11 protein-coding genes and 1 riboswitch are annotated in these 13,168 nt (G+C 42.1%); of the genes, 9 read left to right on the top strand and 2 right to left on the bottom strand.

All coding sequences use genetic code 11. The features are described 5' to 3' along the window. Window positions 1–7 precede the first annotated feature (7 nt). Window positions 8–556 carry an energy-coupled thiamine transporter ThiT gene (gene thiT / locus PW252_RS08560; RefSeq protein ID WP_248051083.1) on the bottom strand — a complete coding sequence of 183 codons (549 nt, stop codon included), beginning with the start codon at window positions 554–556 and terminating at the stop codon, window positions 8–10. A gap of 55 nt (window positions 557–611) precedes the next feature. Beyond that, a riboswitch (TPP riboswitch) is annotated at window positions 612–707 on the bottom strand. Window positions 708–733: 26 nt separating this feature from the next. Next, entirely contained in the window at window positions 734–1,579 is an 846-nt protein-coding gene (locus tag PW252_RS08555) for a glycoside hydrolase family 25 protein (protein WP_172024325.1), read from the bottom strand. Window positions 1,580–1,690: 111 nt separating this feature from the next. On the opposite strand from PW252_RS08555, the gene PW252_RS08550 reads away from it, so the two are divergent. The 9 genes from PW252_RS08550 (at window position 1,691) to tpiA (ending at window position 13,143) form a co-directional block, all read left to right on the top strand. Continuing rightward, on the top strand, window positions 1,691–2,194 hold the full coding sequence (locus tag PW252_RS08550; RefSeq protein ID WP_248051081.1) for a hypothetical protein: 504 nt from the start codon (window positions 1,691–1,693) through the stop codon (window positions 2,192–2,194). After that, window positions 2,191–2,556, top strand: coding sequence for a DUF4430 domain-containing protein (locus tag PW252_RS08545; protein ID WP_248051080.1), 366 nt, complete (start codon window positions 2,191–2,193; stop codon window positions 2,554–2,556). The genes PW252_RS08550 and PW252_RS08545 overlap by 4 nt, the downstream gene beginning before the upstream one ends. A gap of 139 nt (window positions 2,557–2,695) precedes the next feature. Beyond that, window positions 2,696–3,910, top strand: a complete 1,215-nt coding sequence (gene ftsW / locus PW252_RS08540; protein ID WP_248051079.1) for a cell division peptidoglycan polymerase FtsW — start codon at window positions 2,696–2,698, stop codon at window positions 3,908–3,910. A 19-nt stretch (window positions 3,911–3,929) separates the two neighbouring features. Next, window positions 3,930–6,626 (top strand): phosphoenolpyruvate carboxylase, encoded by a 2,697-nt coding sequence (gene ppc / locus PW252_RS08535; protein ID WP_248051078.1) that lies wholly within the window; start codon window positions 3,930–3,932, stop codon window positions 6,624–6,626. A gap of 114 nt (window positions 6,627–6,740) precedes the next feature. Beyond that, on the top strand, window positions 6,741–7,244 hold the full coding sequence (locus PW252_RS08530; protein WP_248051076.1) for an RNA polymerase sigma factor: 504 nt from the start codon (window positions 6,741–6,743) through the stop codon (window positions 7,242–7,244). Next, on the top strand, window positions 7,225–8,211 hold the full coding sequence (locus PW252_RS08525; protein WP_248051075.1) for an anti sigma factor C-terminal domain-containing protein: 987 nt from the start codon (window positions 7,225–7,227) through the stop codon (window positions 8,209–8,211). Before PW252_RS08530 ends, PW252_RS08525 begins: the two co-directional genes overlap by 20 nt. Window positions 8,212–8,462: 251 nt before the next feature. Then, a complete protein-coding gene (locus PW252_RS08520) occupies window positions 8,463–10,799 on the top strand; it encodes an SH3 domain-containing protein (protein ID WP_316716665.1) in 2,337 nt (778 codons plus the stop codon). Between the two features lie 221 nt (window positions 10,800–11,020). Continuing rightward, entirely contained in the window at window positions 11,021–12,217 is a 1,197-nt protein-coding gene (gene tuf / locus PW252_RS08515; protein WP_024531546.1) for an elongation factor Tu, read from the top strand. A gap of 173 nt (window positions 12,218–12,390) precedes the next feature. Continuing rightward, a complete protein-coding gene (gene tpiA, locus PW252_RS08510; RefSeq protein ID WP_004298713.1) occupies window positions 12,391–13,143 on the top strand; it encodes a triose-phosphate isomerase in 753 nt (250 codons plus the stop codon). Window positions 13,144–13,168 lie beyond the last annotated feature (25 nt).

Raw genomic sequence — 13,168 nt, 5'->3', positions numbered from 1 at the left:
GTTTTGATTAAAGAGTGTAAAAATTTGGTCTTGCTTTATAGAGTAGAATGAGTAGGATACAAGCGATGATAGTTGAAGGGAGAATATAGCTGATATTATAGGTAAAGGAATAGAGCCAGACAGGCATACCAGGTGTAGCGTAGTCAGCATAGAAGATGATACCAGATAGGAAGGTAGCAAGTAGTCGAATGCTACCACCAAGTAAACCAGAAAGGCTGATGATGAGGGCAGCTTGTCTGAGGTCCTTATGTTTAGTGAGAAGCGGTGCCAATAATCCTGCTAAACCAATTCCAGCATAGGAGAGCGCATAGTCCAGAAAAACTTGGAAGATATTTAAAAAGTAACCACCATAGAAGAGTTGAATGGTTCCTACAATTCCACCGGTTACCAAGCCAATTTGCCAACCGTGGCGAAGAGAAAGGAGTAGGATGGGTAACATGACCAGAGAAACTGAACCACCTTGGGGCATGGTAAAGAGAGGGAACTTGTCAAAGACCAGGGCAATGGCAGAGAAAATAGCTACTTCAGCTAACACACGCATTTTGGATGGAAACATAAAAATACTCCTTTGTTTAGTGGACAAAGGAGTGTTTATAGTGGACAGAGTAACCGTCTATAAAGCACACAATCCCTACGCTAGTTCTAACTAGATCAGGTTCGAGGATTTCGCAAAAGCGATCTCAGCCGAAGCACTCCTTTGTGTATATGAAATTAGTAATAGTATATCATTTTATTATGGGGTTGTAAATAGTTTTTGATATACTTCATTAGGATCTTTTAGGGTTGTGATAAGGTTGAGGTCTAAATGATGGGCAAAGCCATTGACATAACCTCGAGATGTATATTGGTGTAAGTCGTAGTCGAGATCAGTATTTGGAGCAGCATTGTAGTAGCCAGAGTCGTCCCCGTAAGTTGGTATCCAGATGGCATCAAATTTATCAACATTGATACTATGGTCCTCCATGAAATAGGTCCCGATATAGATACCGATATTCTTAGCACCTAGGGTTTCCAACTCCTTGCGGAAGGCTTCTACACCAGCATTCATATCATTCATGGTGTATTCTTCTACGTCTAACCAATAAAAAGTAGGGTTGTATTGGTTGGCAGCCTTATAGAAACTACGGGCCTCTTCCTTCATATTTTCAATGCTGTTACCTGTTACATAGGCATAGACTGCAACTGGGATATTGCGAGCTTGAAACTCTTTGATATGGGTTGCAAAAGACTTATCTAGTCCATTCTTGTCAGTGGCTGTATTTTCACTCTTGGTATGTGAACCACTCTGAATACGGACGATAGCACCAGAAATATTCTGGCTTAGTGTGTCGTAATCAATCTCGGATGGTCTTTGCCAGGCTGAAACGTCAATGATTGGTTTCATTTCAAGGGCATTGGTGATATGATAGCTAGGCTTTGTTCCTGATTTTTTCGAGCTGGAGCTAGCAGTTGTACTTGATTGGGTTGTTACGGTTTCTTTCTTATTGGCAGTATTTCCCAGAACACCAGTTATGGAAATTAGAATAAAAAAAGATAGGAAAAAACCAATAACAACCATTGGATTTATTTTCTTTCTCATCCCTATTATTTTATCTTAAATAGTAAAAAAAATCAAAAAAATAATATTGAAAAGAGGATGTGAGGTAGATACTATTGACAGATGAGCTATAATAGGGTAGTCTAAAGCTATATGGGTAAATATCATGATACAGTGAAACGCTTGAGTAGAGTAGTGCTATTATCTTCCTTAACCATCGTGCTACGGATTGTTTTTGGTGCTTTTCCAAATATTAAACCCTTGACAGCAATATTCCTTGTTAGTCTTTCTTTTATGGGCTTGATGGATGCTTGGCTGGTTATGACCTTAACTATGGTTGGAAGTGGGCTTCTCTTTGGTTTTGGACCGGTAGTCCTGTGGCAAGTGCTTAGCTTCGGTCTAGTTCAGCTGCTTTGGTGGTGCTTGGTGAGGCCTTTGGTGCACAAGGAGCGATTGTCTATCTGGCCACAGTCAATGCTAGCTGCTCTATTGGTCTATGTTTATGGCCTGATTATTAGTATCTTGTCTGCTTGGCAATTTGGTTTGTCACCTCTTATCTTCTGGTTCAATGGTTTATTCTTTGATAGCCTTCATGCGATTTCGACGTTCTTGTTCTATCCCATTATTGACTACATTTTTAGGAGATTTTATAAATGAAACGAATATTTCTTATTGTTACATTTCTTATGACAATGGTTCTAGCTGCGTGTCAGGCAAATCCTGTAGAACAAGCTGAAACCAAGATAACAGTCACTTTGCAAATTACCAAAGACGGTAAAACAGCTAGCCAGGAAGTGCAGGCTGAGCAGGGCGATAGTGTCATGGATGTTTTAGAGGACTACCATCAAGTAGAAGAAGATAATGGCATGGTAACAGCTATTGATGGTGTTAGTCAAAATCCAAGTACTAATACCTACTGGATGTATAAAATCAATAATCAAATGGCAGACAAGGGGGCAGAAGAGCTGAAACTAGCTGCTGGCGATAAGATTGAATTTTATCTTGAAACATTTGAATAATGGAAGGAGGGGAGGTCCCCTCTTTTTTGTGCTAAGGTAGATTTCCGAAAGATGTCTTTACTTTATAGACCCTACTGGGTAATTTATAGTAAAGTATGCTATAATAGAACCCAGTACTCGAAAGAAGGTTGGATTATAAATGAAGATTGACAAACGGCAGTTATTGAACTATTCCATTCTCATTCCCTATCTAATTTTATCTGTGATAGGGTTGATAATCGTCTATTCAACAACCAGTGCCACGCAAATTATCAATGGGAGGGATCCTTTTAGAACAGTCATTAACCAATCGCTGTTCTGGGGTGTCAGCCTCTTTGCTATCTATACGATTTACCGTATGAAATTAAGCTTTTTGAGAAGGAAGGCTGTCATTTACTCAGTTATTTTATTCGAGGTGTTTCTCTTAGCCATTTCTCGATTGTTTCCGCCCATCAATGGGGCCCACGGTTGGATTCCCTTACCTGGAGCTGGTAATTTACAGCCTGCCGAATACCTCAAGTTGATTATCATCTGGTATTTGGCTCACGAATTTGCCAAACAGCAGGCTGATATTCGGACCTATGACTACCAGGCTCTAATACAGGGGAGCTGGATCCCTAGGGAATTTACCGATTGGCGTGTGGTCAGCCTCCTCTTGTTAGCTATGGTGGCAACCTTGCCTGACTTGGGAAATGCAACCATTGTCGTCTTGATTATGGTGATTATGATTAGTGTCAGTGGTATTGCTTATCGTTGGTTTTTGACAGCGGTTTTGAGTATCGTTGCAGTGTCAGGCTTTGTTCTGGGAACAATCTTTGTTCTTGGTGTGGAAACAGTTGAGAAAATTCCTCTGTTTGGCTATATCGCCCGTCGTTTCGCAGCCTTTTTTGACCCTTTTGGCAATGCCACGGGGGCAGGGTTGCAGTTGACCCATTCCTTCTATGCCATGAGTAATGGTGGCTGGTTGGGTCGCGGTTTGGGGAACTCCATTGAGAAAAAGGGATATCTACCAGAAGCGCAGACAGACTTTGTGTTTTCCATTGTGATTGAAGAGTTGGGATTTGTGGGTGCTAGCTTGATTTTGGCCCTGCTTTTCTTCCTCATCATTCGCATTATCATTGTAGGTGTTCGTGCCCGCAGTCCATTTAATTCCATGATGGCCTTGGGTGTGGCAGGAATGCTCCTCATTCAGACCTTTGTCAACATTGGTGGAATTGCAGGTATTATTCCTGCGACGGGAGTGACCTTCCCCTTCCTATCGCAAGGAGGGTCTAGCCTACTCATTATTTCGATTGGCATTGCCTTTGTCCTCAATATCGATGCCAACGAGAAGCGTAAATTGATTGAAGAAGAGATTGAACGGACAATCGGCTAAATAAGGAAAGAGAGTAGAAATGTCTATCCAAAAACTAGAAAACTATAACAACAAAGAAACCATTCAAGAAGAAATTGCGATTTTAACGACTATCCTTGAAGAAGTGGCGGCTCAGATGATGCCCCAGGAAACCTTCAATAAGATTATTGAATTGTCCCAGCTTTCTCGTGAGGATGATTACCAGTCCTTGATTGCGATTATTGGTCAATTAAATAACGAAGAATTAGCAGTCATTTCTCGTTACTTCGCTGTCCTTCCTTTGCTGATTAACATTTCAGAAGATGTGGATTTGGCCTATGAAATCAACCACCAGAATAATATCGACCAAGATTATCTTGGGAAAATCTCAACGACTATTGACATGGTGGCCAAGCAGGAAAATGCGGCAGAAATTTTGGAAAAACTCAATGTTGTACCCGTTTTGACAGCCCATCCAACCCAGGTGCAACGTCAATCTATGTTGGACTTGACCAAACATATCCATGAGTTGCTTCGTCGCTACCGTGATGTGAAAATGGGCTTGCTGAACAAAACTAAGTGGGAAGACCAACTTCGTTGCTACATTGAAATCATCATGCAAACGGATATGATTCGCGAGAAGAAGTTGAAGGTAACCAACGAAATCACCAACGTTATGGAATACTATAATTCTTCCTTTATCAAGGCCGTAACCAAGTTACAAGGTGAGTACAAGCGCTTGGCTGCAGAAAAAGGCATTGAGCTCAACAATCCTCGCCCCATTACCATGGGCATGTGGATCGGTGGTGACCGAGATGGCAATCCATTTGTAACGGCAGAAACACTGAAATTGTCAGCCTTGACCCAGTGTCAAGTCATCATGAATTACTACGATGAGCAACTCCATAAACTCTACCGTAATTTCTCTCTGTCTACTTCTATTGTCAAGGTATCAACAGCAGTCAAAATGCTGGCTGAGAAATCTGAAGACAGTTCTGTCTACCGTGAACATGAACCTTACCGTCGTGCCTTTCATTATATTCAGATGAAATTGGCCAATACGCGCGATTATTTGGTGGATAATAAGCCTTCGGATGTTCGCTACGCCAATGTCACTGAATTCAAAGAAGACTTGCTTGCTATTAAACAGTCCTTGATTGACAATAAGGCAAACGCCTTGATCAAGGGTGATTTTACAGAATTGCTGGAAGCAGTGGAGGCCTTTGGTTTCTACCTGGCAAGTATTGATATGCGTCAGGACTCTTCTATTCACGAGGCAAGTGTAGCAGAACTCTTGGCTTCAGCCCGCATTGTCGAAAATTACTCTAGTTTGTCTGAGGAAGCCAAATGCCATGTTCTCTTGAAACAGTTGGAAACAGATCCGCGTATTCTTTCTGCTACCCATGTTCCTAAGTCGGAGCAATTGCAAAAAGAATTGGCTATTTTTGCAGCAGCCCGTGAATTGAAAGACAAACTTGGTGAGGAGATCATCAAACAACACATTATCTCTCATTCTGAGAGTGTGTCTGACTTGTTAGAACTCGCCGTGCTCTTGAAAGAAGTTGGCTTGGTCGATATGGACAAGGCGCGTGTGCAGATTGTTCCACTCTTTGAAACCATCGAGGACTTAGACAATGCTTCAGCAACCATGCGCCAATACCTGCAACTTGATTTGGCTAAACGTTGGATTGCGGGCAATAAATATTATCAAGAAATCATGCTAGGCTACTCGGATTCCAATAAGGATGGAGGCTATCTCTCATCTGGTTGGACACTCTACAAGGCTCAGAATGAATTGACACAAATCGGTCAAGAATTTGGTGTTCATATTACCTTCTTCCATGGTCGTGGTGGTACCGTTGGTCGTGGTGGCGGTCCATCCTATGATGCCATTACTTCACAACCATTTGGTTCCATCAAAGACCGCCTTCGTCTGACAGAACAGGGGGAAGTGATTGGTAACAAGTACGGTAACAAGGATGCTGCTTACTACAATTTGGAAATGCTGGTATCAGCAACTCTTGACCGCATGATTACCCAAATGATTACCAATCCAAATGAGATTGATGGTTACCGTGAAACCATGGACGCCATTGTGGCGGATAGCTACTCGATCTATCGTGACTTAGTCTTTAACAATCCTCATTTCTACGATTACTTCTTTGCAGCAAGTCCAATTCGTGAGGTATCTAGTCTAAATATCGGTTCTCGTCCAGCAGCTCGTAAAACCATTACAGAAATCGGTGGACTTCGTGCCATTCCTTGGGTATTCTCATGGTCGCAAAACCGCGTCATGCTTCCTGGTTGGTACGGAGTAGGCTCCAGCTTTAAACGCTTTATTGACAAGGACCCAGCCAACTTAGCAAAATTACAGAAAATGTATGAAAGCTGGCCATTCTTCCGTTCACTCCTATCGAATGTGGACATGGTTCTGTCCAAATCCAACATGAACATCGCCTTTGAGTATGCGAAAATGTGCGAGAGCGAGGAAGTAAGAAATATCTTCCATATTATTTTAGATGAATGGCAGTTGACCAAGGATGTTATCCTGTCTATTGAGCAAAATGATGCGCTACTGGCAGAACTTCCTTTCCTCAAGGCCAGTCTAGACTACCGTATGCCATATTTCAACGTCCTCAACTATATTCAGATTGAACTGATTAACCGCCTTCGTCGTGGAGAACTCAGTAAGGAACAAGAAAACCTCATCCACATCACCATCAACGGTGTGGCGACAGGTTTACGAAATTCTGGTTAATTTTATTAAGCAACTTCTTCGGAGGTTGCTTTTTTAATACGGTAAGGGATATAATATTTTAAAAAAATGTGTAACCAAATAGAATTCCATTCGTTATATTAGTGAAAGGAGGAGATGAGCATCAAATTAGATGAATATGAAAAAGAAGTCATCGGTATTGCCGAGGAGATTTCCTACTACCTGCAAAAATCAGGCGCCACATTTGCAGATAGTCAGGATATAGCCCAGGATGTACTGGTGAAAATCTTAGAAGCAGAACTTGTCCTTCCTTTTGACAAATTACGAGCCTGGCTTTATCGTTCGGCAGTTAGAGCCTACATCGACAAATACAGGAGGGACAAGCACTATCATGAAATTCTACAAAGGGAATTTTTTGCCAGCGAAAAGGTTTTGGTTTATGACCAAGAAGGCTATGACGAACTCTATCAGGCGGTCGCAGACTTACCATCCAAGTATCAGCATGTCATTGACCTTTATTATTTTCAGGATATGAGTGTCAAAGAGATTGCCCATATCTTAGGATATAGTCAGAGTTTGGTGAAAATCAATCTTTACCGCGGTCGAAAACTTCTAGCAAAAAACTTAAAAGAGAAAGGGTATGAATATGAAAACTTTTGAAATTGCAACAAAGAAAAGTAAGAAAAAACACTTATGGAAAACGGTTGGTCTATCTATATTAGGGCTCTTGCTGATAACGGGGGCGACCTTGAAGACCTTGCAGATTTTGACTGCCAATAATGGTGAAAAAATCTATCAAGAACACGAATTATTGTCACAAGTTGCCTATCCAAACATTGAATACTCAACCTACTATTATAAAGCGACCTCTCTATTTGCTGGAGCTGTCCATGCAGATCGCCACAAAGACTTGGCAGGAGTTCCAGTTGCCTTTGGGGACTATGAATACCACTATGATTGGTTGGGAACGTATTTGAATTTTTCTCAGGATGGACCTTCTTATAAGGGAGAAATTGCCTATGATCGTCAAACCTGGTCAAAACTCCCTCTCTTCTATAATACGGAGAAAGTTGACACAGATGACTTTGCAAGGGTTCCAAGTCAAGAACTTTCTTTAGTGAAAGACATGCCCAATCAGCTAGTAGAAGTAGCCATCACTTTTGATAAAAAATATAGTTTTGGAGACTTGCAGACCATGCTTCCTCAAAATTTGAAAAAGAATTGGTACTGGATTGGAACAGCTTCTAAGGAGAACACAGCTGATTTTCGCATTGATCAGTTGTTTGGTTTTCAAGGAGAGGCTATAAAGGTTTATGAACCAGATGCTGAATTACCAACAGAAGTAGCTGCATGGAATCCTTTAACACCTATGAAAAAAATGGCTGAACAGTATAATCATTATTTAGGGGAATACGCACTCGTCACAGATGTCAAAACTTTCTTGGACAAATTTGGTAAAACGGACTTCTCTAAACAAGAAGAGATTGATAAGTTAGAATTTGCAGGCATTATCCTAACAGGGAAGGCAGAAGACTTTGCACAGTTGGAGGGTAAGGACTGGATTTATGCGTCAAGTATTGGTGCTTCAACTCCAAATCAACCCTACTATCGATTAGATTTCGAATAGCAGATGGCTAGTACCTTGTTTGAAGTGTATTCAGACAAGGTTTTTATATTTTGAAGAAAATTAAAAAAATATCTTATTTTTCATCATTTTTTTGTATTTTTTGCGAATAGTATAGATAGGGGAGATAAATATTTCTTTCTCGGTACAAATGTTACAAAAATATTACGAATGTTACAATTTTTACTTGTTTTATGACATGGATAAGTATATAATATAAGTGAAAAGGATAACAGAAAGGTAGGATATGATTTATGCGTCGCACAAGATTTGGTCAAGAAAAACAAAATTTTTCTATTCGTAAGTATTCTCTAGGTGCTGCTTCAGTACTGATTGGAACCAGTTTGGTCTTTGGGCTACAGGATGTAAAGGCTGATGAGCAAGTAGGGACAGTTGCATCAAGTAACCTACCGCTGGTACAAGTCCAAGAGAGTAGTCAGGTTGATAAGACAAACTCTCTTTCAAATCAAGTTGCCGTAGAAACAAAGGAAGTGACCGCTCAGACAAGTAAGGTGGAGGGCGAGCAGGTTCCGATGGTTCTCACAAGTCAGACGGGTGAAGAACCAGCTTCAAACAGTCAATCATCTTCAGAAGAAGCACGTACAGAACAAGCAGTAACTCCTACTAACCAGGAAGTAGCTGTTCAGTCAAGTCCTGCAGTGGAGCTTCCGCAAACTACAGCAGTGGCTGTAGAAGAACCAGTTGCCGAATTAGCACCTCAAGGACAATACATCTACGAGAAGGAAACAGCTGTCAAAAACCAACCAAGTAAAACTGCTCCAGTAGCCTTTTATGCACAGGTGGGTGACAAAGTTAATTATGATAAAAAACTAGAGGTAGATGGACATCAGTGGATTTCTTATCTATCCTATAGTGGTACCCGTCGCTATGTAGATTTGGGTCAGGTCGCAAGTTCACCTGCAACGGCCCCTAGTCAACCAGTAACAAGCCCCCCTCCAGTGACTAGTCAGTCAAATCCAACTCCGCAGTTAGAAAAACTAGCCAGCCGTGGTAGCTATCACTTTAGCAAACAGGTCGCGGTGAAAAATGAAGCCAAGCTAACCGCGCCAACTCAATTTACATTTGAAAAGGGCGACAAGGTCAATTACGACAAGACGCTAGTAGCAGATGGACATCAATGGATTTCTTATCTATCCTATAGTGGTACCCGTCGCTATGTAGATTTAGGTCAGGTTGCAAGTTCACCTGCGACCGCCCCTAGTCAACCGGTAACAAGCCCCCCTCCAGTGACTAGTCAGTCAAATCCATCTCCGCAGGTAGAAAAACTAGCCAGCCGTGGTAGCTATCACTTTAGTAAACAGGTCGCGGTGAAAAATGAAGCCAAGGCAGGTGCCCCAACTCAATTTACATTCGAAAAGGGCGACAAGGTCAATTACGACAAGACGCTAGAAGCAGACGGTCATCAATGGATTTCTTATCTATCCTATAGCGGTACCCGTCGCTATGTAGATTTAGGTCAGGTAGCAAGTTCAGTTGCAACGGCCCCTAGTCAACCAGCCCCAAGCCCCCCTCCGGTGACTAGTCAGTCCACTCCCGCTCCGCAGTCAGAAAACCTAGCCAGCCGTGGTAGCTATCACTTTAGCAAACAGGTTGCGGTGAAAAATGAAGCCAAGCTAACCGCGCCAACCCAATTCACATTCGAAAAGGGCGACAAGGTCAATTACGACAAGACGCTAGAAGCAGACGGTCATCAATGGATTTCTTATCTATCCTATAGTGGCACCCGTCGCTATGTCGATTTAGGTCAGGTTGCAAGTTCAGCTGCAACAGCCCCTAGTCAACCAGTACCAAGCACCCCTCCGGTGGCTAGTCAGCCCACTCCCGCTCCACAGGCAGAAAAACTAGCCAGCCGTGGTAGCTATCACTTTAACAAACAGGTTGCGGTGAAAAATGAAGCCAAGGCAATTGCCCCAACTCAATTTACATTCGAAAAGGGCGACAAGGTCAATTACGACAAGACGCTAGAAGCAGACGGTCATCAATGGATTTCTTATCTATCATATAGCGGCACCCGTCGCTATGTAGATTTAGGTCAGGTCGCAAGCTCAGCTGTGACCGCCTCAACAACCAATCTACCAGCTTCCGATCCAATCGAGAATAAGAATGAGCAGAAAACAGTTCTTTCCCAGAGTGGTAGCTACACCGTTACGAAAACTGTCCCAGTAAAAAACAAGGCAGAAAATCAAGCTCCAACTCAATTTGAGTTTACAAAAGGTGAAAAAATCAACTACGACCAAGTTGTTGAGGCAGATGGCTACCGTTGGTTGTCCTATCCTTCTTACAGTGGTACTCGTCGCTATGTCCGAACAGAAGCATTGCGTTCGACACACACTCAGCAACATCTAGGTTCCTCAGCGACAGAACAGCAAAGATTGGCAGCTCAAGGAGTTTATCAAGTGACCAAGAGAGTATCAGTTACAGCACAACCAAGTATCCAGGCAGCTGAAATTACCTACTATACAAGTGGTAGTTCAATTACCTATGATAAACTTATTCAAGCGGAAGGGCTTCAGTGGATTTCCTACCTTTCTTATTCTGGACATCGTCGTTATGTCAAAATTGATAATTAGAACCAAATAGGCCAAATTATTCCGTACTCGTCAGCAGGACTTGTTGGCGAGTTTTTTATGCTCAATGAAGGCGATAAAACATGACTTTCTGGCAATAAATAACAAAAACGATAGAAAATGCTTGCATTTCTGCTACAATTTGATAGAATAGTAAGGTAAAGTTAGACCGTATTGCCTACTGTCTATCTATAAAATATATTTTATTGGAGGCTTTTACCAAAATGGCAAAAGAAAAATACGATCGTAGTAAACCACACGTTAACATTGGTACAATTGGACACGTTGACCACGGTAAAACTACTTTGACTGCAGCTATCACAACTGTATTGGCACGTCGCTTGCCTTCATCAGTTAACCAACCTAAAGACTATGCGTCTATCGATGCTGCTCCAGAAGAGCGCGAGCGCGGTATCACAATCAACACTGCACACGTTGAGTACGAAACTGAAAAACGTCACTACGCTCACATCGACGCTCCAGGACACGCGGACTACGTTAAAAACATGATCACTGGTGCCGCTCAGATGGACGGTGCGATCCTTGTAGTAGCTTCTACTGACGGTCCAATGCCACAAACTCGTGAGCACATCCTTCTTTCACGTCAGGTTGGTGTTAAACACCTTATCGTCTTCATGAACAAAGTTGACTTGGTAGACGACGAAGAATTGCTTGAGTTGGTTGAAATGGAAATCCGTGACCTTCTTTCAGAATACGATTTCCCAGGTGACGATCTTCCAGTTATCCAAGGTTCAGCTCTTAAAGCCCTTGAAGGTGACGCTAAGTACGAAGACATCGTTATGGAATTGATGAACACTGTTGATGAGTACATTCCAGAACCAGAACGCGATACTGACAAGCCATTGCTTCTTCCAGTCGAGGACGTATTCTCAATCACTGGTCGTGGTACTGTAGCTTCAGGACGTATCGACCGTGGTACTGTTCGTGTCAACGACGAAATCGAAATCGTTGGTCTTCAAGAAGAAAAATCTAAAGCAGTTGTAACTGGTGTTGAAATGTTCCGTAAACAACTTGACGAAGGTCTTGCCGGCGATAACGTTGGTGTGCTTCTTCGTGGTGTTCAACGTGATGAAATCGAACGTGGTCAGGTTATCTCTAAACCAGGTTCTATCAACCCACACACTAAATTCAAAGGTGAAGTTTACATCCTTACTAAAGAAGAAGGTGGACGTCACACTCCATTCTTCGACAACTACCGTCCACAGTTCTACTTCCGTACAACTGACGTAACTGGTTCAATCAAATTGCCAGAAGGTACTGAAATGGTAATGCCTGGTGATAACGTTACTATCGACGTTGAATTGATCCACCCAATCGCCGTTGAACAAGGTACTACTTTCTCTATCCGTGAAGGTGGACGTACTGTTGGTTCAGGTATGGTTACAGAAATCGAAGCTTAATTCGATTGAGTTCCCAGAAATAACAATTATAGTCAGACAACTAAATTGTAACTCTCTACTTTCGGGTAGAGAGTTTTTCTGTAAGTATTCATAAAATGCACGGAAATGCTTTATCCTTGCCTGATTTTATGCTATAATGGGCTTTGTAAAATAAAAAAGAAGAGGTATGTGAAATGTCACGTAAACCAATCATTGCAGGAAACTGGAAAATGAACAAAAATCCTCAAGAAGCACAAGCTTTTGTTGAGGCTATTGCAGGTAAATTGCCTGCAGGCGACAAGATTGAAGCAGCAATCGCAGCACCGGCTGTTGATTTGAACGCTCTTTTGTGGTTCGCTAAAGATTCTGAATTGAAAGTTGCTGCTCAAAACTGCTACTTTGAAGATGCTGGTGCCTTCACTGGTGAAACTTCTCCAAAAGTATTGGCTGAAATGGGCGTTAACTATGTGGTTATTGGTCACTCAGAACGTCGTGATTACTTCCACGAAACTGATGAAGATATTAACAAGAAAGCACACGCTATCTTCCGTAATGGTTTGACACCAATCATCTGTTGTGGTGAGTCACTTGAAACTTACGAAGCTGGTAAAGCGGTTGAATTCGTAGGTGCTCAAGTTTCTGCAGCTTTGAAAGACTTGACTGCCGAGCAAGTTGCATCACTTGTTATTGCTTATGAGCCAATCTGGGCAATCGGTACTGGTAAATCAGCTACTAAAGATGATGCACAAAACATGTGTAAAGCTGTTCGTGACGTTGTTGCGGCTGACTTTGGTCAGGAAGTGGCTGACAAGGTTCGCGTTCAATACGGCGGTTCTGTAAACCCATCAAACGTTGCTGAATACATGGCTTGTCCAGACGTTGACGGTGCCCTTGTTGGTGGTGCTTCACTTGAAGCAGAAAGCTTCTTAGCTTTGTTGAACTTCTAATAAAAGCATAGAAAAAGACATCGGA

Origin of the sequence: Streptococcus sp. 29887, assembly GCF_032595075.1 — a bacterium.
GTDB classification, from domain to species: Bacteria; Bacillota; Bacilli; order Lactobacillales; family Streptococcaceae; genus Streptococcus; species Streptococcus iners.
Note: the sequence above shows the minus strand (reverse complement) of the source record. Positions and strands in the feature narration are given on the sequence as shown.